Here is a 21,230-nt window from a genome sequence, read left to right as displayed (position 1 = left end):
TGCTTTGCTGGCGGTTGCGTCATGAGCGCGAAGGCTGCCACCGCATCGACCCGGCAGACCGCGCCCGGCCTGCGTCGGGCACTTGCCGGCGCCGCGGTTCTCGTCCTGCTCGGCGCCATGGCGCTCGACACCAAGGTGGTCAGGATCGGGTCCGCGGGCGACGTTCGCAGCGTCGTCTTTTCCGCGATCGACTACGGCAAGTCGGAATTTCCCAAGGTGCAGGCCGATGTCGAGGCTCGTGCCGCCGACGCGGTGACGGTGGCGACGGCGATCGCCAAGGACAGGGCAACGGCCGAAAAGGAATACGGCGTGCCCGCGGGTGTCGGGCCGGTCATCTCGGTCAAGTTCAGCGGCGTCGTCGGCGAAGGAAAATCGGGCATCTACAAGGTCGCAGTCGACGGTTTGCCCGACACGTTGATGGTCCGCGTGCAGACGGGACCGGCGATCAACGGCACCGAGCTGCGCGATGCCACCGGCAAGATCACATTCGGCCAATTCACCAACCAGATCGAATACCAGGACGCCGGCTCGGCGCTGAACAACGAGATGAAGAAGGAAGTCCTGGCAAAAATCGACACCAGCACCTTGACCGGCAAGACCATATCGGTGGTTGGCGCCTTCAAGCTGGTCAATCCGAAGAGCTGGCTGGTCACTCCCGTGAGGCTGGAGGTCAAATGAACTTGGCTGCCGGCACCGGATCCGCGAATGGCGACGCCGTGCTTTCGGCGCGCAACATTGTCATGTCGTATGGCGGCGTCCATGCGCTCAAGGGCGTCAATTTCGACATCCATCGCGGCAAGGTCACGACGCTGTTTGGGGAAAATGGCGCCGGCAAGTCGACGCTGATGAAGATCCTGTCTGGAGTGGTCACGCCGACATCCGGCGACATCGTGCTCGACGGCAATCTCGTCAGTTTTTCCTCGTCCTCGGACGCGCGCGATCGCGGCATCTCGATCATCCACCAGGAACTCAGCCTGGCGCCGAACCTCAGCGTTCGCGACAATATCTTCATGGGCCGCGAACTGCGCACCAGGACTGGCCTCGACTTCGCCGAGGAGTCGCGCCAGGCGCGCGCGCTGATGGCCGATCTCGAGGAGGACATCGATCCGATGACCTTGGTCGAGGATCTGCGCCTCGGACAGCAGCAGATCGTCGAGATCGCACGGGCGCTGTCGGTCGATTCCCGCATCCTGATCATGGACGAGCCGACCTCGGCGCTCAGTGCCACAGAGGTGGAGGTGCTGTTCAAGGTGATCCGCGATTTGACCAGCCGCGGCGTCTCCATCGTCTACATTTCGCATCACCTCGAAGAGGCGCTGCAGATCACCGATTACGCCGTTGTCCTGCGCGACGGCGCGATCACGGCGACAGCCGAAGCCAAGGATATCGATCTTGAGTGGATCGTGCGCAACATGGTCGGCGAGAATTTCGATCTCGGCTCGCCACCGACCGGTCATGAGTTCGGCGAGGTCGCCCTGTCGATCGAGGATGTCAGCGTCATCGACACTTCGGGCTCCGGTTATTCCGTCGTCGATCATCTGTCGCTGGACGTCAGAGCGGGCGAGATCGTCTGCATCTATGGGTTGATGGGCGCCGGGCGCACGGAATTGCTGGAAGCCGTCGCCGGACGGGTACCGATGGCGGGCGGCCGCGCGCTTCTGGAGGGCGAGGACGTCTCGGGACTGAGCATTGCCCAGCGCATCGCCAAGGGTCTTGTGTTGGTCCCCGAGGATCGCCAGCGCGACGGGCTGGTGCAGACCATGACCGTCGGCCGCAATCTCTCGCTTGCCAGCATCGAAGCGTTCGCCAAGGGGCTGTTTCTATCCCGCTCCAGGGAGCGCGGGCTGGTCGAGGATTCGATCCGCAAGGTGACCATCAAGACCGCGGGCGGCAACGCCATGATCGGATCGCTTTCGGGCGGCAATCAGCAGAAGGTGGTCATCGGCAAGATGCTGACGACCAACCCCAAGGTCATCCTCCTCGACGAGCCGAGCCGCGGCATCGATGTCGGCGCCAAGGCCGAGGTCTTCCGCTTGCTGAGCGAACGCGCCGCGCAGGGCCTTGCGGTGATCTTCTCGACCTCGGAGGTCAACGAGTGCCTCAGCATCGCGCACCGGATCGTCGTTATGCGCCGGGGCAGGATTTCAGCCGAGTTCGGCGCCAACGCCACCAAAGAGCAGATCATGGCCGCCTCCGGCGAAGCCGTGATCGCCTGATCACTAGGAATTTCGGAGCCCAGATCATGACCGACGTCAGCCAGGCCAGAAAACAGTCCAGTCCGAGCGCGGGCGGCGAAGGCTTCGATCTCGCCAAGCTGCTGCTCGAGGGCCGCGCTTTCTTTGCCCTGATCCTCATCATCGTCGTCTTCTCGTTCCTGTCGCCCTACTACCTCTCGGTGGCGAATTTCCTGACCATGGCTTCGCATGTCGCCATCTTCGGAATCCTCGCCGTCGGCATGCTGCTCGTCATCCTCAACGGCGGCATCGACCTGTCGGTGGGATCGACGCTCGGGCTTGCCGGCGTCGTTGCCGGATTCCTGATGCAGGGCGTGACGCTGACCTGGCTGGGCATCGTTCTCTATCCGCCGGTCTGGGTGGTCGCGGTGCTTGCCTGCATGCTGGGCGCCGTTGTCGGGCTGATCAACGGCGTGCTCATCGCGCGCTTCAAGGTTCCGGCCTTCGTCGCGACGCTCGGCGTCATGTACATGGCGCGAGGCCTGGCGCTGCTGATGACCAGCGGCCTGACCTACAACAATCTCGGCGGCAAGCCGGAGCTGGGAAACACCGGCTTCGATGCGCTTGGCTTCAACCGCCTGTTTGGCGTGCCGACCGGCGTGGTGGTTCTCGTGGTTATCGCGCTCATCGGCAGCATCGTCCTGAACCGCACCGCCTTCGGGCGCTGGCTTTACGCCTCTGGCGGCAATGAGCGCGCGGCCGAACTGTCAGGCGTTCCGGTCAAGACCGTGCAGATTTCCGTCTATGTACTGTCAGGCATCTGCGCCGCCATTGCCGGCCTGATCCTGTCCTCGCAGCTGACGTCGGCGGGACCGACCGCGGGCACCACCTACGAACTGACGGCCATCGCGGCCGTCGTCATCGGCGGCGCGGCACTGACCGGCGGGCGCGGCAATATCCGCGGAACGCTGCTCGGGGCCTTCGTCATCGGCTTCCTGTCCGATGGTCTGGTGATCATCGGCATCTCATCCTACTGGCAGACAGTGTTCACGGGCGCCGTCATCGTACTCGCCGTGCTGCTCAATGCCGTTCAGTATCGCCGCCGTAGCAAGCTCCCAGCTTCGACAGGTGGCCAACCGACTTCTCAGAAACGGGGGAAGGCCGAAGCGGCCAATCCTGCCCAAGGGAAGACTGCCAGATGAACTGGCAGCAACACCGCGTAGTCATTGGAGGAATGTACATGAAAACCATGCTTAAGAGCTTGCTCGCCGCCGCGATGGTCGTCGGGTTTGCGGCGGCCGCGTCGGCCGCGGGCCTGATCTCCATCATCGTCAACGATCCGGCCAACCCCTACTGGCTGACCGAGGGCAACGTCGCCAAGGCCGAAGCCGAGAAGCTCGGCTATACGGCCAATGTCGGCGCCCACAAGGGCGACACCAACACGGAAAGCAACTTGATCGACACCGCCATCACCAACAAGTCGGTGGCCATCATCCTCGATCCGGCCAATGCCGATGGCTCTGTCGGCGCGGTGAAGAAGGCGATTGCCGCCAACATCCCGGTTTTCCTCGTCAATGCCGAGATCAACCAGGAAGGCCTCGCCAAGGGGCAGCTCGTTTCCAACAACGCGCAGGGCGCCGCTCTGGGTGCCCAGCAATGGGTGCAGGCCGTCGGTGAAAAGGGCAAATATGTCGAACTGCTCGGCGCCCCGTCGGACAACAACGCCGCCACGCGCTCGAACGGGTACGCGACTGTGCTGAGCCAGTATCCGGATCTCGAAAAGGCTGCCTCGCAGGTCGCCAACTGGGACCGTACCCAGGGCCACGACAAGATGCAGAGCATGCTGCAGGCCAATCCCGACATAATCGCCGTGATCAGCGGCAATGACGAAATGGCGCTCGGTGCGGTTGCGGCGCTGAAGGAGGCCGGCAAGCTGGCTGGCATCAAGGTCGGCGGCTTCGACGGCTCCCCGGATGCGGTTGCGGCGATCAAGTCCGGTGAACTGCAGTACACCGTGCTTCAGCCGGTCGCCATCTTCTCGGCCAAGGCCGTGCAGCAGGCGGACTCGTTCATCAAGACGGGCGCCACCGGTGCGGCGACCGAGAAGCAGCTGTTCGATTGCCTTCTCATCACCAAGGACAATGTCGACAAGTACACGGCACCCTTCGTGCTGTCTGAGTAAAACCTGGACAGGGGGTGTCCTTGCGGACACTCCCTGCCTCTTCTACGAGATTGCCCTCGTGAACTGCCTTCATCACCAACCGGAATTTGCGTCATGAAAGACCTGCTGATCGGCATCGACGCGGGAACGTCGGTGATCAAATCGGTCGCTTTCGATCTGTCCGGGCGGCAGCTCGCCATGACGTCGGTGCCCAACAGCTTCGTCACGCTGGAAGGCGGCGGCGCCGAGCAGAATCTCGATCAGACCTGGCGCGACATGGCGCGGACCGTTCGCGATCTGGCGACCAAATTCCCCGACCTCGCGCAACGAACCGCGGCGGTTGCCATCACCGGGCAGGGCGACGGAACCTGGCTGATCGATGGCGACGGCTTGCCTGTCTCGCGCGCGTGGCTGTGGCTCGACGCTCGCGCCGGACATCTGGTGGACGAGATGCGCGCCGATCCCCGGGATCGCAGACGGTTCGAGCTCACCGGCACGGGGCTTAATTCCTGCCAGCAGGGTGCCCAGTTGGCCTTCATGAAAAAGAACAGTCCGGACATGCTGGAGCAGGCGGCGACCGCACTGCATTGCAAGGATTGGCTCTACTTCAAGATGACGGGCGAACGCGCCACCGACCCGTCCGAAGGAACCTTCACCTTCGGCGATTTTCGGTCGCGCACCTATTCCGACGAAGCCCTCGACATCCTGGATCTGACGACGCATCGCCGCCTGTTGCCTCCCATGCTCGAAGGCACCACGGACCATCATCCGCTGTCTCGACCGGCGGCAGCCGAGACCGGCCTGCTCGAGGGCACGCCGGTTGTTCTGGGGTACGTGGATATGGTCATGACGGCTCTCGGAGCCGGCCTCTATGATCCGAGCGGCAATGTCGGCTGCACGGTCATCGGCTCGACCGGCATACACACGCGCTTCGCGGCCACTCCCGACGATGTCATTCTGAACCACGATGGGTCCGGCTACACGATCGCCATGCCTGTCCCGGGCGGCTATGCGCAACTGCAGTCCAACATGGCGGCGACGCTCAACATCGACTGGCTGCTTGGTCTTGCGCGCGACGTGCTCGCCACGGCTGGCGGGAAGCCTTCTCATGACGAGTTGCTGAAGGCACTCGATGTGTGGGTGGAAGCATCGGAGGCGGGATCGCTGATTTACCAGCCTTACATCTCGTTGGCCGGCGAAAGAGGGCCGTTCGTCGACCCCGACGCCCGCGCCGGCTTCATCGGCCTTTCGGTCAAGCACGGCTTCGGCGACCTGGCGCGCGCCGTGCTCGAAGGGTTGGCCTTCGCCGCACGCGATTGCTACCAGGCGATGGGCACCGTGCCGAGCGAGATACGGCTGTCGGGCGGCGCCGCGCGCAGCCCGTCCCTACGCCGCATCATCGCGGCGGCGACAAGGGCGCAGGTACGCACCAGCAGCCGCCAGGAAGCCGGCGCGGCGGGCGCCGCGATGATGGCCGCGGTCGGCCTCGGCGTCTACGGCTCGATGGAAGACTGCGCCGCCGAGTGGGTGACGCCGCTTCTCGGCGGCTGCGATGCCTACGACGAGGCGCTTTCGCAAACTTACGATGCGCTCTTCCCTTCCTTCGTTGCAGCGCGTCAGGCGCTTCGGCCGGTGTGGAAGGGCATGGCGCACCGCACAGGAGCAAGATCTTGAGCAATACAACAGATGTCGTCGATCTCTTCGTGATCGGCGGCGGCGTCAATGGGGCCGGCATAGCGCGTGACGCGGCAGGTCGCGGGCTGTCCGTCATCCTGTGCGAAAAGGACGATCTCGCTCAAGGCACCAGCTCGCGCTCCGGCAAGCTGGTGCATGGCGGCCTGCGCTATCTGGAGTATTATGAATTCAGGCTGGTTCGCGAAGCGTTGATCGAACGCGAGGTGCTGCTCGAGGCGGCGCCGCACATCATCTGGCCCATGCGCTTCGTTCTTCCGCACAGCCCGCAAGACAGGCCGGCCTGGCTGGTCCGGCTCGGGCTTTTTCTTTACGACCACCTCGGCGGCCGCAAGCGGCTGCCGGGAACCAGGACGCTTGATCTGAGAACGTCGCCGGAAGGCGCGCCGATCAAGGACGAATTCAAGCGCGGCTTCGAATATTCAGACTGCTGGGTCGACGATGCGCGCCTGGTGCTGCTCAACGCCCTGGACGCCAGGCAGCGCGGCGCAAGGGTGCTCACGCGCACAGCCTGTATCGCGGCGCGCCGTGAAGACGGATTGTGGTCGATCGACATGCAGGATGGCCGTACGGGTGCGGTCACGAAAGTCCGGGCGCGGGCACTGATCAACGCGGCGGGGCCATGGGTCAACGACATTGTCAGCCGCGTCGCCGGCCAGAATTCCACGCGCAATGTTCGCCTGGTGAAAGGCAGCCATATCGTCGTGCCCAAGTTCTGGGAGGGACGGCAGGCCTATCTCATCCAGAACAGCGACAAGCGGGTGATCTTCGTCAACCCCTATGAGAACGATCTGGCGTTGATCGGCACCACCGACATTCCCTACGAAGGCAGGCCCGAGGCAGTGGCGGCCGAGGCCAGCGAAGTCGATTACCTGATCAAGGTGGTCAATCGCTATTTCAAGCGGCAGCTCACACCTCAGGACGTGGTCCATAGTTTCTCCGGCGTGCGTCCGCTCTATGACGACAATGCCGACAACCCAAGCGCGGTGACTCGCGACTATATTTTCGAACTCGACGCCTCCAATGGTAACGCGCCCCTGCTTTCGGTATTCGGCGGCAAGATCACCACCTTCCGCAAGCTGTCCGAACATGCGCTGGAAAAGATCCAGCCGTTCTTTCCGGCGATGAAGAAAGCCTGGACGGCCAATAGTCCTTTGCCGGGCGGCGACATGCCGAACGCGGACTTCCAACAGTTCCTGAGCGACTTGCATTCCGAGTTTTTGTGGCTCAGTCCATCGCTGGTGAAGCACTACGCTCGAAGCTATGGAACCCGTGCCAGGCAATTGCTCGCCGGCGCACGAAGCGCGACGGATCTCGGCCGCCGCTTCGGCCCCGATTTTTATGAACGGGAGGCGAAATTCCTGGTCGAGACCGAATGGGCCGGCACCTCAGCCGATATACTGGAACGCCGCACCAAACACGGCCTGCATATCAATGCAGCCGAGCGGAAGGCGTTCGAAGACTGGTTTGGTAACATTATGGCAACGGCGGACTGATGGCCTTCACGCTTTCCCTCAACACCAATCCCTTGGTCAACCGCTTCGCCGATCCAGACGATTTGATCGACGCGATTGCATACGGCATCGGCATCCGCGACGTGCAACTGACGCATGAATTCGTCAATCCGGGCTGGCCGACGGCAACGATTGCCAAATTCCTGCGCATGTTCAACAGCGCCTTGGCGCGGACCGGTGTCAGGATCACCTCCGGCATGACCGGGCCTTATGGCCGGCTCAACCATTTCGGCCATCCGGACGCGGATGTCCGGCGCTACTATGTCGATTGGTTCAAGACGTTCGCCGACATTTCCGCCGAACTCGGCGCATCAGGCATGGGCACGCAGTTCGCCATCTTCACCTATAAGGATTTTGACGATCCGCAACGGCGGGCGGCGCTATTCGACATCGCGCTCGAATGCTGGCGCGAGGTGGCCGAACACGCCAAGGCGGCGGGTCTGACATACCTGTTCTGGGAGCCGATGTCGGTCGGCCGCGAGTTCGGCCACACGATCGAAAGCTGCGCCACGCTGCAAAGCGCCATCGATGCGGCGAGCCTGTCCATCCCGATGCAGATGATGGTGGATATCGACCATGGCGACGTCACCTCGCCCGATCCTGCCGACACCGATCCCTACGCCTGGGCGAAGGCGTTTCCATTGCGGTCACCGATCATCCATATCAAGCAGTCTTCCATGAACAAGGGCGGGCACTGGCCGTTCACGGCTGCCTACAACAAGGACGGCCGCATAGTTCCGCAAAAGCTGCTGGATGCGGTTCGGCAGGGCGGCGGAACCGACAATGAAATTTGCCTTGAACTTTCCTTCAGGGAGAGGGAACCAGTCGATCATCAGGTCATCGATATGATCCGCGAGTCGGTGGATTTCTGGGCGCCCTACATCGATAGTGGCCGCGACAGTCTCAAGCCTCAAGCTTGAGCGAAATGCCGGCTCGACGCCGGCACTGGTGGCCAGGAAAACACGCGTTGAAGGAGAAAAAGAATGACCCCATATTGGGTCGGCACGAGCTGGAAGATGAACAAGACGCTGTCGGAGGCGTTGCGGTTCGCCGATGCGCTGGCGGCCTTCGTGCCGGGTTTCGATCCGGCGATACAGCCCTTTGTTATTCCGCCGTTCACCGCCGCGCGGCAAGTCAAGGCAGCGCTTGCCAACACCCGCGTGAAGGTCGGCGCCCAGAACATGCATTGGGCCGACGCCGGCGCCTGGACGGGAGAGATCTCGCCAGTGATGTTGAAAGATTGCGGGCTGGATGTAATCGAACTCGGCCATAGCGAACGCCGCGAGCATTTCGGCGAAACGGATACGACCGTGGGATTGAAAACGGCGGCTGCGGTCAGGCACGGTTTCGTGCCGCTGATTTGCGTCGGCGAGACGCTGGCCGAGCGTGAATCCGGCCGCGCCGAGGCGGTGTTGACGGCACAGGTTCTCGGCGCGCTGCAGGAGCTGAGCGGCGATCAATTGAAGGCAGAAATCCTTTTTGCCTACGAGCCCGTCTGGGCGATTGGCGAGAAGGGCATTCCCGCTAGCGCCGACTATGCCGACAAGCAGCAGGCGCTGATCAAGAAGGTTGCCGCCGACCGGTTGCCGATTGCTCCGCCTGTGCTTTACGGCGGCAGCGTCAATCCCGGCAACGCGGCCGAACTAATCGGCCAGCCGCATATCGACGGCCTGTTCATCGGCCGCTCGGCGTGGCAAGCGGAAGGCTATATCGACATTCTGAAAAAGGCGTCGGCCGCCATCGCGCGCTGACACCAAAGCAAAGGAGTTCATTATCATGAAGATCGCACTTGGAGCCGACAGCGCCGGCAAGCCGCTGCTCGATGTCATCGCCAAGCATCTCGCCACCAAGCCCGACCTGCAGGTCGTTGATCTCAGCCAGACCGGATTCTATGCCGATATCGCCGCTGCGGTCGGCCACGAAATTCTCGACGGCAACTACGACCGGGCCATCCTGTTTTGCGGCACCGGCATTGGCGTCAGCATCTCCGCCAACAAGGTGCCGGGCATTCGCGCCGCGTTGACCCACGACACCTATTCCGCCGAGCGCGCCGCCAAGTCCAATAACGCCCAGATCATCACCATGGGTGCCCGCGTCATCGGTCCGGAACTGGCGAAATCGATCGCCGACGCATGGCTGGCCTCGGAGTTCGATCCGAACGGCCCCTCCGCCGCAAACGTGGAGGCCGTCGACAAGCTCGACGCCAAGCGCTGACGCGAGGACCCGCTGCTGAACTAACTGGTCAAGGCGACCCGCATCGCCTCGATCACGGTCACCGCCGACGCGGCGCCTGGATCCACATGGCCAAGCGAGCGTTCGCCAAGGCGCGAGGCCCGGCCCTTGGTGGCGATCATCGCCTTGGTCGCTTCCGCGCCTGCCTTTGCCGCCTGCGCGGCAGCCTCGAGACTGCCCGCCAGATCCTTGCCGGAAGCCAGCGCTTCGCCGGCCGCTTGCGCTGCCGGCTCCCATGCATCGATCATCGTCTTTTCGCCTGATACGGCCTTGCCGCGATCCTGAATGCCCTTGGCCATGGCCTGGAACAGCGCGATCACGTCCGCGTCGTCAAGCGTCGTCTTGCCTTTGACGGCTGCCGCGCCGCGCATGAACGCGGTGGCATAGAGCGGACCGGAGGAGGCACCGACGGCGTTCAGGAACGACTTTGCCGCTGTGTTGAGCAAGGTGGTCGGATCGGTCGCCCCGATATCAAGTATGGCTACCGCATCGCGTGCAGCGGAAAATCCAAGCTCCATCGCGATGCCGTGGTCGGCGTCGCCGATAACCCCGTCAAGCGCGCACAGCCTGTCCTTGTCCGCTGACATGGCGGTTGCGATCGTTGCGAACATGCCTGCAAGGCGGGCGGTGTCGATTGTCGTCATGTCTTTGTCCTTGCCGCAGAGCAGGTTTAGCCGGCGCGAAACATGGCGCAGTCGCACGGGTGGTCCAGCATCGTCTGCAGCTCGCCGTCCAGCCGATGCAAGGTGATCGAGGCTCCCGCCATTTCAAGCGAGGTGCAGTAATTGCCGACCCAGCTTGCGTGGATGGACACACCGACATCATCGAGCCTCTGCTTCACGCGTCGGTTCATGATGTAGAGTTCCATCAGCGGTGTCGAACCGAGCGAGTTGACGAGTACCGCGACCTTGTCGCCGCGCGCCGGCGCCATCTCGTCGAGGATCCTGTCCAGCATCTCGTCGGTGATCTCGTCGGCTGTTTTCAATTTTTCGCGCGCGATGCCGGGCTCGCCATGGATGCCCATGCCGATTTCCATGTCGTCCGGCCCGATTTCGAAATTCGGCCGGCGGGTCTGCGGCAGAGAGCAGGGCGACAGCGCCACGCCCATGGTGAAGGTGTGGTCGTTGGCCTTCCCGGCGATACGCTCGCATTCGTCGAAGGACAGCATCCGGTCGCAGGCGGCGCCGGCCGCCTTGAAGATATAGAAATTGCCGGCGACTCCGCGCCTCTTGTGCCGCTGGTCGCGCGGTGCCGAGGCGACGTCGTCGGTGCTCAGCACCGTGCGCACCTCGATGTCGTCCATGGCAGCCATCTCGGCGGCCATGTCGAAATTCATCACGTCGCCGGCATAGTTGCCGTGCATGAAGAGCACTCCGGCGCCGCCGCTGACTGCCTTGGCGCATTCGAGGATCGGGTCGGGTGGCGGCGAGGCGAAGACGTTGCCGATCGCCGCCGCGTCGGCCAGCCCCTTGCCGACGAAGCCGAGAAAGCTCGGCTCGTGGCCCGAGCCGCCGCCAATCACGAGGCCCACCTTGCCTTGGCGCGGTCCGTCGCGGGCGATGATCGAGCGTGGACTGCCGTCCACGCTTTTGAGATGGCGAGGATGCGCCGCCAGGATGCCTTCCAGCATCTCGTCGACGGCGCGGTTGCCATCATTGATGATCTTCTTGGTCTGCACCGGCATCCTCCCGATTTCGGTATTTTCGCAGATGATACCGGGTGTTACCGGGATTTCCACCCGGCAAGGAGTATTTCACGCGTAGAGGTGTTCCTGCCGGCCACACCTGGACGCAGTATTGGCTGTTTCAATCGCCGAGGCCATCGCGGATGGCTGAGAAATAGCGATCGGTTCCGACCTGGCCGCCCTTGAGCGCAACCTCCAGCTCGTCGATCGCCTTGATGCGCGAATGGGCAACGCAAAGCGGGGAACCCGGCGAAGCGGGCAGCGGCATGCGAATTGTCAGGGCATCAATGCCCATCTCGCCGAGAGCGTGGCTCGACGTGTCACCGCCCGCAATGACCACGCGCCGCAGGCTCTGTTCGATCGTCAGATTGCGAAGGATTTCTCCGAGGCCGCGGCCAAGTCCGTGGCGGGCGCCTTCCTGCCGGTCGATTTCGGCGCCCCTGTCGGCGGCGGGGCCAAGCGCGGTGTAGAGAATGACGCTGCGCCCGGCTTGCAGACTGGCACGGCCGCTTGCCGTAGCGCGCGCGATCGCCTGCTCCGAAGCCAGCGAAACCAGTTCGACCGGATCGACTTCGACGCCGTCGAAACCATCGGTCAGGGCATGCCGGATCTGCCGTTCGGTGGTCGGCGAGCAACTGCCCGACACGACGGCGATCCGGTCGGCGGCGCCCGGGGGCGCGAAGCCTTGCCCAGCGGTGACGATGCCATTCGACGCCCATTCGGCCAGCAACGCGTACTCGACCCCGGACGAGCCTACGACAAAGGAACCACCGGGCTTGCGAACGCGCCACAGCTCGTTGCCGGCCAGGGCTTGCGTTTCCAGATTGTCGACATCGACAAGCACGATGGCGGTGCCGTTTCCGGTCAGGCGATCGAACGCCGCCGACCGCGACGCGGACTGCAGCGTCGCAAGGTCGACCAGCCCGGAGCTCAGCGCCGTCTGCCGCGATAGATGGATCAGCAGATCGGACTCATCCATCGGCGTCGTCGGGTGACGGCTCATCACCGGGTGGCGGTCGATGCGAAAATATTGGTCGCGATAGGCGGCGAACAAATGGCCGAAGGCGGTATAGCGCCGGAGTTGCGGCGCGCCGACCAGCAGCGGCACGCTGTCTTGCGCGAACACCGAGCGGCCGATCTCGATGGCCCGGCCGATGCTGCCGATCGTCGGGCTGGAATCGAAAGTCGAGCAGACCTTGTAGTGGCAGATCGCGGCATTGAGCGTCTTCAGCCAGGCGAAAGCTTCGCGCAGATGCGTGTCCATCCAATGCGGCGTCTCGCTGCGGCTGGTGCCGGCCAGCCCGACCGCCCGGCAATGCGCGAAGCGCGACAGCAAGGCCTCGTCCGGCTGGCGCATGAACAGCACGGTCGGCACACCACCAAGCTCAAGCGCCTCCATGACATCGGTCGAGCCGGTCAGGTCATCGCCATAGTAGCTGAGAAGCAGGTCTTGCATGGCTTCAGGCCGCCTTGCCGTCGCCGAATTTCTCGATCGACCGGGCCAGTTCGAGATGGTTCAGGGCGAAGTCCGCCAGCGGAATGCCGTCGACCGCCGCTTGCCAGGCTTGCTGCACGGCGCGCACGCCGCCGCCCGGCCCGTCCGGATGGCTGACGATACCGCCGCCGCAGAGATAGAGGAGGTCGACCGTCCGTCCGGTTCGTTCGTACGTCTCGGGCGCCTGGCCGCCCCACTGACCGGAGCCCGCCACCGGCAATGCGCAGTCCTCGGGCGAGAAGATCGGCGTCGTCACCGCCTTGAACGACTCGACGAAAGAGTCGTCCGGTTCCCAGTATTTCGAGGCGATGCCGTTGATCTGGAACTGGTCGACGCCGAGCAGCCGCCAGAATTGCTGCCAGACTTTGAAGTCCATGCCGAGGCCGGGGTGGCGGGTGAGGATGTCCCAGCCGTTGCGGTGCGCGTGCAGCACCAGGCTGGACCGTTTTCTCAGGAAGGCCATGCCACCGAAGCCGATTGAATTGATGTTGACAACAGCGCAATTCCCGCCGGCCTTCGCCACCAGATCGTGGTTGCGCATCATCTCGTCCGGGTCGGCATGCGAGATGCCGAAGGCATACATCACCTTCTTGCCGGCCTTCTGCTCATGGTCGAGGATGAGCGGCATGATCGCCTTCACCCGTTCCGACAGCGGCGAATAGGCCGGGCTCATCAGCTTCTCATCGTCCTTGATGAAATCGACGCCGGCGGCGATCAGGTCCGCCACCATTGCAGCCGTCTCGTGCGGCCGCAGGCCAAGCGCCGGCTTGACGATGGTACCGATGATCGGGCGGTCTGCGACGCCGGTCAGCCGGCGGCTGCCGGAGACACCGAACTGTGGGCCAGGATGCGCGCCCCGAAAATCCTCCGGCAGCTTCATGTCGACGACGCGAATTCCGGTGAGGCCCTTGATCGAATAGGTGCCGCCGATGGCAATTGTCATCAGTGCCGAAAGGTCGGTGCCGATGGCACCGAACGGAAAGGCGATATCGATATCCGCACGCTTGAACGGCCCGTTGCCGTCATCGGGAAGCGACGGCCGCTCGGCATCGGGTAGAGGCCGTATCGCCAGCACGCGCGCCGCCACCCGGGCCTTCAGCTCCTCGGTCTCGCCAGGCAGCGCGACGAAGGTTCCGGTCGACTGGTCGCTGGCGATCTTGGCGGCCAGCGCTTCGATGCTGCCAGGCGTTTCGATGCGATAGGTGAGGGTGATCATGGTCTGCTGTCTCAGGCCGAGCGTTCGAAAAAGGTTCACCGGTATTCGAAATCTGGTATAATGAGTACATAAGTATTGCAAGACATATCCGCCTGGAAGCCTTGGGCGGATCGACAGACGGCAATTTCCGGGAATTGTGGCGGCAGTGTTAGATGGGGCCGGGTCAAGGGAGTGATTCGCGACGATGAACCGTTCGGAACCGATTGTCCGGCGCAAGCTTTCCGACGAGGTCTTCTTGCGGCTGAAGCGCCTGATCACCAGCGGCGAATTGATGCCGGGCGATGACATGCCGTCGGAGCGAGAGCTGATGGAGCGCTTCGAGGTCGGCAGGCCGGCGATCCGCGAGGCGATGCAGGCGCTGAGCAATATGGGGCTTGTCGCGATCTCGCATGGCGAGCGCGCCAAGGTGCTGCAGCTGACCGCCAAGTCGATCATCAAGCAGGTCGATGGCGCCGCCAAGATCATCCTGTCGTCATCGAAGGACACGCTGGAGCACCTGAAGACCGCACGCATCTTCTTCGAGCGCGGCATGGTCAGGGAAGCCGCCGAAAAGGCCACCGCCGAGGATGTGCAGCGGCTGCGGGCCACCATTGCCGAACAGCGCGGCTTTCGCGGTGATTCCGAAGCCTTCATATCCGCCGACATGAAATTCCATACCCAGATCGCCGCGATGTCCGGCAACCCGATCTATGTCGCCGTCAGCGAGGCGATGCTCGGCTGGTTGAAGGAATACCACACCGAAATGCTGATCTGGACCGGCAAGGAAAACTTCACGCTCACCGAGCACGAAGAGATCATCGGCCGCATCGAAAAGAAGGATGCCGACGGCGCCGAGAAGGCGATGATCAAGCACCTTGAGCGCTCGCGCGCGCTCTATGTGATGAACTCCGAAAAGTAACTTCAGCCGAGCCGGGTGATCGCGTAAGGCGTCATCACGAGATGGCCTCGGCCAAAAGCTGAAATGTCGACCGGCACGTCGTCCGCCGTCAGGTTAGCCAGCCACCCGACGGTCTCGCCAGAGGCAGAACGTCCGGCCAGCGCCAGCACCCTGGTCTCATCGGTCGTCCTTGCCGCCACATGCGCAAGGCCAGCCAGTTCGCAAAGGCCCTTGATAGCCCTGAAGATCGGACGGGGTGAGCCTTCCGCGATGGGTTCTCCGGATGACGCCAACACGCCGAACGGCCCGGTGAGGCTCGAAAGCGTCAGCATCTCCAGTCCGGCCGGTGCGACGCGCGCGGCATAGCCGATCGTCCACGCGGCTCCGAAAAGGCCGGCATGGCGAGGATCGCTGTCGGCCATGGCGATACGCTGTCCCCGCGGGTTGGCCTTGGTCGCGCCGCCATAGGGGTTCTGGCGCATGGCAATCGTCGACGGACCGATCCGGTAGGGTTTTGCCCCGAAGATCGCCCGTGCCGTTTGGGTGATGAAAGGCAGCGCCTCCAGCGACTGCATGATGCTGAGATCATCGGCGGCGTGCACGATCGGACAGGTGCAATGGGTGACGAAATCGAGCCGGTTCGCCGGCACGCGCTTGCGGTTGAGCTCGGTGAAATAGCTGAACATGCCGCCGCCGAGGCGGATATCGGGAAAGGCGCGCCGCGCCGCGGCATAGACCTCTTCGAGCGGCGGGCAGTCCGGCCAAGCGCTGCCCGGAGGCGTCGACTGCCGGTCGACCGAAGGCGAAACGGCAATGGCCGAGAGGCTCAGCCCGGCCTTACGCACCAGATCGGCGACGCCCGACAACTCGGCGTCGAGATCGCCTGTGCAAGCAGCGACGCATTCGAGGGTCGTCTGCACCGGATAGGCGGAGGCAAGTTTTGCAAAAGACTGCAATGCGCCCAGCTCATGGCCGCGCGTCGGGTCGTAGTGAAACAGCAGCTGTTGTGGACCCAGTGTCGTCAGCAAGGCCAGGTTCGGCAGTGCCGTCTCGACATCTTCGGGATAGATGACCACGCCGACATCGGGCAGCCTCGGCCCGGCTTCGCCAAGTTCAATGCGGACCGGTTCGCTGGCCATGGCGGCAGACGGCGCTTTGCCTGCACCAGCGATGCGCAGGCTGATCGTCTGGCGATTGGGTTCGCTGGCAGGCAGCACATAGGGCCATGGCAGTGCCAGCGGCCGCACATAGGTCTTGTAGGAGGCGTCCGACCAATTGCGCTGGTCTTCCATCTCGAAAGTATCGCCTTCCATCCGGCATTCGGCGGTGACACCAGGCCGAACCTGATGGGTGATGGCGCGGATATCCTTGAAAGGCTGCCAGGGGTCGATCAGTTCGGGAAGCTTTGTCGCCACCACGTGGCCGTCCGTATGCTCTACCGTGACCGGGCTGCCGGCGAGGTCGGCGATCGGATGCAGGATGCAGAAGCCGCAGCGATTGGTCTCGAAATCGCTCTCGGGGAGGGCGCTGACATCGAAGATCAGACGGCCATCGGCGGAGCCTTTGATGGTGGCACGGAAGCCGAGGCGGCTTCCGTCGGGTCCGATGCAGCTTGCGGAGTAGCTGACGGAGAACGCCTCTTCGTTCTGGTCGATGACAAGGTCCGTCAGCGCCGGTTCATAGGTGCCCCAGTCGCGATCCCTCACGATATAGACGATGGCGCGCAGCACTTCGGTCCCGCCATGGCGAATGGTGCGCAGATTGCCGTTGACGAAGTCCGCGCTGAGCGCGCCGGCGCAGAGCCTGACCGGCTCGGCTTCGACCTCGCGCGTGCCATAGAGCAGGAAGGCGTCGGCGGTCATTTCAGCAAGGCGTCGAGCTGCACCGGTTGCCGGCTCGCGGCACCGGCATAGGCGGCCTCGACCAGCGCAAACGTTTTAAGATTGTCTGCGCCAGAGGTCGCCGGCACGGTTCCCTTTGCCAGGCAGTCTACCCAATGCTGCTGGATGGCGACGACGCTTTCCTGGATGTTGTGCCAAGGCCGCGACGCCCACGGCAGCAGCGGCGGCGAAACGTCGGTGACGGCCGTGCCGCTCTTGCCGGTGACGGTGAGCCGGTATCCCTGCGCCAGCCGAATCGTGCCGTCGCTGCCGTCGATCTCGATCAGCGTTTCGGGAAACGGCTCGGTGGCAAGCTTCGTCGCGTAACTGCAATCGACCACGGACGTCGCCCCGCTCTTGTGGTCCATCAGCATGGTCGCGACATCCTCGCCTGATATGGCGGGGTTGATGCGCACTGTTCGCGTGGTGATGACAGACACGTCGCCCAGCAGGAAGCGGGCGATATCGAGGATGTGGATGCCGAGGTCCTCGATGATGAAGCGCTTTCCCGTCGCTAGATAAGGCTGGCCGGAAAACACATCATAGGCCGAGCGGAAGGAGATGCGCCCGAAAAAGGGCGTGCCGATCTCGCCACTGTCGAGCACGGAGCGTACCGCCTGGATCGGCGACTGCCAGCGAAAATTCTCATGCACCATCAGCGGCACGCCGGCTTCCGCGCAGGCCCTGACCATCGCCTTGGCGTCGGCAAGCGTCGGCGCGAACGGCTTTTGGCAGATCACAGGCACGTGGTGTTGTGCCGCCATTTCGACCAACGGGCGATGGCTGGGCGCGGTGGTGGCGATATCGACGAAGTCGAGGCTTTCGCCGGCAAACATCTCCGCCGCGTCGATATAGCGCCGGGCGATACCGAACTGGTCGCCGACGATCCGCAACCGTTCCGGATCACGGTCGCAGATGGCGACGATCGAGGCACCGGCTATGTCGCGCCAGGCATGCATCTGGTTGACGGCAAAGAAGCCGCAGCCGATCAGCGCTCCACGCAACTCCGCCATGCTCAGCCCGCCTTCGCCATCTGCATCAGCGTTACCCGGCTCTGCAGCCGGCGCTGCGCCTGGTCGACGACGACGGCGACGATGATGACGAGACCCTTGATCACCATCTGCCAGAACGAACTCACACCCATCATCACCAATCCGTCCGAAAGAATGCCGATGACGAAGGCGCCGACGATGGTGCCGCCGATCGTGCCACGACCTCCCGACATCGAGGTGCCGCCGAGCACCGCCGCCGCGATGGCGTTGAGCTCGAAGCTTTCGCCTGTCGCCGGATGCGAGGCCATCAGCTCGGACGAGATGATCAGGCCGACGATCCCCGCGCAGAAACCCGAGAACATGTAGACGAACATCTTCACCATGTTGACACGGACGCCCGAAATTCGCGACGCCCGCTCGTTGCCACCGACGGCGAAGATATGGCGGCCGAGCGGCGTGTACTTGGCGAGATAGGCGGCTCCCAGTGCAACGACGATCAGGATCCAGATCGCCACCGGCAGGCCAAGCAGCCGGCCGGCACCGAGGAAACCGAAGCCGGTGGTGCCCAGTTCCGGCTTGCCGATGAGATTTGGGAAGGTGCGGCCATCCGACGACAGCAGCGCCAGGCCGCGCGCGACATAGAGCACGCCGAGCGTGGCGATGAATGGCGCGACGTTCAGCCTGGTGATCAGCAGCCCGTTGACGGCGCCGATCAGGATGCCGACGGCCAGGGTGATCAGCGCGATCTCGAAGACGTTGAAATAGATGGTGTAGCCGATTTGCAGGTCGATGCCGTTGAGCACGAGATAGCCGGCCACCATACCGCACAGGCCGACGATCGAGCCGACCGAAAGGTCGATGCCGCCGGTGATGATGACGAAGGTCATGCCCATCGCCAGGAACGCGTTCAGCGCCACGTGTTTCGACATCAGGATCAAATTGGCGGTCGACAGGAAATTCGGCGCCGCGATCGAGAAGAAGATCAGGACCGCGATGAGCGCGATGAAGGTCCTGAGCTTCATCAACGTCAACAGCACGGAGCCGCTCGAAGCGGAGGGAGCGGCCGCCTTGGCTGGGATGTCAGTCATGCGCGGTGCTCTCCATCTGTCGAACCGGTCCATGGCCAAGCGCCGACGCGGCGACGAGTACCGCCTCCGTCGCCTCGGCGCGATCGAACATGCCGGTCAGTTTTCCGTTGCTCATCACCGCGATGCGGTCGGACAGCGCCATCACCTCATCGAGATCCGAAGTGGCGAACAAAATCCCCAATCCGTCGCGGGACAGTTTGCGCATGGTGCGGAAGACGTCTGCCTTGGCGCCGACATCGATGCCTCGGCTGGGCTCGTCCATCAACAGCACCTTGGGTCCGGTGAGCAGCGCCTTGCCGATCACCACTTTCTGCTGATTGCCGCCCGACAGCGACGACACTTCCTGCGCCGGATCGGCGACCTTGATCGCCAGTTCCCGCACCATCTGTGTCACCGCCTGCCTTTCGTCGGCGCCACGGATGTGGAACAGGCGGGCAAATCGCGACAGGCTGGCCAGCGTCAGATTGCTGGCGACCGAGAGGATCGACACCAGCCCTTCGCGCTGGCGATCCTCGGGGATGAGCGCCAGCCCGCGCCGGATGCGCCGCGTCGTGTCGCGCTCCTTGACCTGTTTGCCGCCAATGAAGATCTCGCCCGTCGAATGGCCGTGGCGGCCCATGATGCAGTCGAACAGTTCGCTGCGGCCGGCGCCCATCAGGCCGTAGATGCCGAGGATCTCGCCGGCACGCAGTGATAGCGAGACATGGTCGACGGCAAGCCCGCCCGTCGCGCGCGGCAGGCAGATCTCCTCGGCGCGGAAGATCTCCTCGCCCGGAAGATGGCCGTCGGCCTTGGCGAAGTCCTTGGCGTCGGAGCCGATCATCTGGCGAACGATCCACTGCGTGTCGACGTTCTTCATCTCTTCCTGGCCGGTGATGCGGCCGTCGCGCAGCACGGTGATATAGTCGCCGATGCGGATCAGCTCCTCGAGCCGGTGCGAGATGTAGACGATGGCGACACCGCGCGCCTTGAGGTCGGCGATCACCTTGAACAGGATCTCGACCTCCGCGGCACTCAGCGCCGAGGTCGGCTCGTCCATAATCAGGATGCGCGCGTCGAGCGAGACCGCCTTGGCGATCTCGACCAACTGCTGCTGGCCGATGCGCAGATCCTCGACCAGCATGTCGGGCCGTATACCGGCTTGCAGGCGTTCTAGAAATTCCGCCGCGCGGTTTTCTTGTTCCTTGCGGTCGATCTTGCCGAACCGGTTGGTGATTTCGCGGGTGGCGAAAATGTTCTCGGCGACGCTCATATTGCCGAACAAGTTGAGTTCCTGGAACACCATGCCGATGCCGCGGTTCACCGCATCGCCGGACGACGAGAAGGACACCTCTTCGCCCTCCAGCAGAATACGGCCGACTGTCGGTCGTTCGACACCGGCGATGATCTTCATCAGCGTCGATTTGCCGGCACCGTTTTCGCCGACCAGCACGTTGACCGCTCCCCTGCGCACCTCGAAATTGGCGCGCTTGACCGCAACGGTGCCGGAATAGACCTTGGAGACGTCCTCCAGCTTCAGGATGATGTCGCGCTCTGCGGCAGCACTCATGGCTTCGGCCCGATCTCTGCCTCCGCCGGCGTCACCAGCGGCAGGTCCTGGCCACTGCCCAGCGTATAGGCGCCCAACACCTTGGCGCCGTGGCCCTCCAGCGCTTCGCGCGGCAGCTTGGATAGCACCGTCTTGTCGGCGTAGCTGTTGAACGCCTTGCCGAACTGGGCGAAGTCGATCTGGTTGGTGAAGTCGTTGAACTGGATGAAGTCCAGGCTGTCGCGCAGTGCGGTACCCCGCACCGCCGGTCCGATCTGCACCCGCGCATCGGCCTTGCCGTCGCCGTCGACATCGATGTCGGCCGTCGCCGCACGCGACTGCGTGTTCGCCGCGACGATCTTGCCTTCCAGGCGAACCGCGAAGGTCCACGGCGCGTTCGCCTGTTTGTTCGGATTGCCGTATTTGGCGCCGGCCGCCGCGGCATCGGTAGTCGCCAGGGTGTGAACCTGCGGAAACGGTCCGGCTTTCTGCCGGAGGTAGGGCACGACCTTTGCCGCCCATATCTCTTCGACCGTCTTGTCCGGATTGAAGCCGGGGGCATTGCCGCCGTCTGCCGATTTCGTCGGCAGGATCTTGCAGGCGGTCAGGCTGATGCCGACCATCACGGCAAGGATCGGCCAGTTCGGCTTGGTGTTCAGCATAGTGGCCTGTTGTTCAGCATCGTGGTCGGCCCACG

Annotated in this window: 19 protein-coding genes; 10 read left to right on the top strand and 9 right to left on the bottom strand. The window is 63.5% G+C overall.

Features of this window, described 5'->3' with window-relative positions:
• Positions 1 to 21 precede the first annotated feature (21 nt).
• The 9 genes from NKH19_RS03115 to derI all read left to right on the top strand — a co-directional run bounded on the left by NKH19_RS03115 (position 22) and on the right by derI (position 9,755).
• Positions 22 to 678: a DUF2291 family protein gene (locus tag NKH19_RS03115; RefSeq protein WP_352981763.1), complete on the top strand. Its 657-nt coding sequence runs from the start codon at positions 22 to 24 to the stop codon at positions 676 to 678.
• The gene (locus tag NKH19_RS03110; protein WP_352981762.1) at positions 675 to 2,216 is read left to right on the top strand and encodes a sugar ABC transporter ATP-binding protein; all 1,542 of its coding nucleotides are present in this window, start codon (positions 675 to 677) and stop codon (positions 2,214 to 2,216) included. The genes NKH19_RS03115 and NKH19_RS03110 overlap by 4 nt, the downstream gene beginning before the upstream one ends.
• Before the next feature lie 26 nt (positions 2,217 to 2,242).
• Positions 2,243 to 3,376: an ABC transporter permease gene (locus tag NKH19_RS03105; protein ID WP_352981761.1), complete on the top strand. Its 1,134-nt coding sequence runs from the start codon at positions 2,243 to 2,245 to the stop codon at positions 3,374 to 3,376.
• 38 nt (positions 3,377 to 3,414) lie between these two features.
• Positions 3,415 to 4,356 (top strand): D-ribose ABC transporter substrate-binding protein, encoded by a 942-nt coding sequence (locus NKH19_RS03100; protein WP_352981760.1) that lies wholly within the window; start codon positions 3,415 to 3,417, stop codon positions 4,354 to 4,356.
• 93 nt (positions 4,357 to 4,449) lie between these two features.
• A complete protein-coding gene (locus NKH19_RS03095; RefSeq protein WP_352981759.1) occupies positions 4,450 to 6,009 on the top strand; it encodes an FGGY-family carbohydrate kinase in 1,560 nt (519 codons plus the stop codon).
• Positions 6,006 to 7,523, top strand: coding sequence for a glycerol-3-phosphate dehydrogenase (locus tag NKH19_RS03090; RefSeq protein ID WP_352981758.1), 1,518 nt, complete (start codon positions 6,006 to 6,008; stop codon positions 7,521 to 7,523). The genes NKH19_RS03095 and NKH19_RS03090 overlap by 4 nt, the downstream gene beginning before the upstream one ends.
• Positions 7,523 to 8,461 carry a sugar phosphate isomerase/epimerase family protein gene (locus tag NKH19_RS03085; protein WP_352981757.1) on the top strand — a complete coding sequence of 313 codons (939 nt, stop codon included), beginning with the start codon at positions 7,523 to 7,525 and terminating at the stop codon, positions 8,459 to 8,461. Before NKH19_RS03090 ends, NKH19_RS03085 begins: the two co-directional genes overlap by 1 nt.
• A 63-nt stretch (positions 8,462 to 8,524) precedes the next feature.
• The gene (locus tag NKH19_RS03080; protein WP_352981756.1) at positions 8,525 to 9,292 is read left to right on the top strand and encodes a triose-phosphate isomerase; all 768 of its coding nucleotides are present in this window, start codon (positions 8,525 to 8,527) and stop codon (positions 9,290 to 9,292) included.
• 25 nt (positions 9,293 to 9,317) lie between these two features.
• The gene (derI, locus tag NKH19_RS03075; protein WP_352981755.1) at positions 9,318 to 9,755 is read left to right on the top strand and encodes a D-erythrulose-4-phosphate isomerase; all 438 of its coding nucleotides are present in this window, start codon (positions 9,318 to 9,320) and stop codon (positions 9,753 to 9,755) included.
• Between the two features lie 20 nt (positions 9,756 to 9,775).
• Here derI and dhaL read toward each other — a convergent pair whose 3' ends face one another.
• The 4 genes from dhaL to oiaX form a co-directional block, all read right to left on the bottom strand.
• A complete protein-coding gene (gene dhaL, locus NKH19_RS03070) occupies positions 9,776 to 10,417 on the bottom strand; it encodes a dihydroxyacetone kinase subunit DhaL (RefSeq protein ID WP_352981754.1) in 642 nt (213 codons plus the stop codon).
• A 26-nt stretch (positions 10,418 to 10,443) separates the two neighbouring features.
• Entirely contained in the window at positions 10,444 to 11,457 is a 1,014-nt protein-coding gene (locus tag NKH19_RS03065; protein ID WP_352981753.1) for a dihydroxyacetone kinase subunit DhaK, read from the bottom strand.
• Between the two features lie 121 nt (positions 11,458 to 11,578).
• Positions 11,579 to 12,913 (bottom strand): four-carbon acid sugar kinase family protein, encoded by a 1,335-nt coding sequence (locus tag NKH19_RS03060; protein ID WP_352981752.1) that lies wholly within the window; start codon positions 12,911 to 12,913, stop codon positions 11,579 to 11,581.
• 4 nt (positions 12,914 to 12,917) lie between these two features.
• Positions 12,918 to 14,168, bottom strand: a complete 1,251-nt coding sequence (gene oiaX / locus NKH19_RS03055) for a 3-oxo-isoapionate-4-phosphate decarboxylase OiaX (protein ID WP_352981875.1) — start codon at positions 14,166 to 14,168, stop codon at positions 12,918 to 12,920.
• A gap of 184 nt (positions 14,169 to 14,352) precedes the next feature.
• Here oiaX and NKH19_RS03050 point away from each other — a divergent pair, with 184 nt between their 5' ends.
• Positions 14,353 to 15,066, top strand: a complete 714-nt coding sequence (locus NKH19_RS03050) for a transcriptional regulator NanR (RefSeq protein ID WP_352981751.1) — start codon at positions 14,353 to 14,355, stop codon at positions 15,064 to 15,066.
• A 2-nt stretch (positions 15,067 to 15,068) separates the two neighbouring features.
• Here the strand turns inward: NKH19_RS03050 and apnL are convergent, their stop codons facing one another.
• From apnL to NKH19_RS03025, 5 genes are read right to left on the bottom strand one after another with little or no spacing between them, the layout of a single operon-like run.
• Positions 15,069 to 16,907, bottom strand: a complete 1,839-nt coding sequence (gene apnL, locus NKH19_RS03045; protein WP_352981750.1) for a D-apionate lactonase — start codon at positions 16,905 to 16,907, stop codon at positions 15,069 to 15,071.
• Positions 16,904 to 17,938 (bottom strand): Gfo/Idh/MocA family protein, encoded by a 1,035-nt coding sequence (locus NKH19_RS03040; RefSeq protein WP_352981749.1) that lies wholly within the window; start codon positions 17,936 to 17,938, stop codon positions 16,904 to 16,906. Before NKH19_RS03040 ends, apnL begins: the two co-directional genes overlap by 4 nt.
• Before the next feature lie 2 nt (positions 17,939 to 17,940).
• Positions 17,941 to 19,005 (bottom strand): ABC transporter permease, encoded by a 1,065-nt coding sequence (locus NKH19_RS03035; protein WP_352981748.1) that lies wholly within the window; start codon positions 19,003 to 19,005, stop codon positions 17,941 to 17,943.
• The gene (locus NKH19_RS03030) at positions 18,998 to 20,554 is read right to left on the bottom strand and encodes a sugar ABC transporter ATP-binding protein (RefSeq protein WP_352981747.1); all 1,557 of its coding nucleotides are present in this window, start codon (positions 20,552 to 20,554) and stop codon (positions 18,998 to 19,000) included. Before NKH19_RS03030 ends, NKH19_RS03035 begins: the two co-directional genes overlap by 8 nt.
• Positions 20,551 to 21,195: a DUF2291 family protein gene (locus NKH19_RS03025; RefSeq protein ID WP_352981746.1), complete on the bottom strand. Its 645-nt coding sequence runs from the start codon at positions 21,193 to 21,195 to the stop codon at positions 20,551 to 20,553. Before NKH19_RS03025 ends, NKH19_RS03030 begins: the two co-directional genes overlap by 4 nt.
• Between the last annotated feature and the right edge of the window lie 35 nt (positions 21,196 to 21,230).

It is taken from the genome of Mesorhizobium sp. M1338 (assembly GCF_040318045.1).
In the GTDB taxonomy this organism is placed as follows: Bacteria; Pseudomonadota; Alphaproteobacteria; order Rhizobiales; family Rhizobiaceae; genus Mesorhizobium.
The sequence above is the reverse complement of the archived record's forward strand: the minus strand, read 5'-3'. Positions and strand labels throughout refer to the sequence as shown.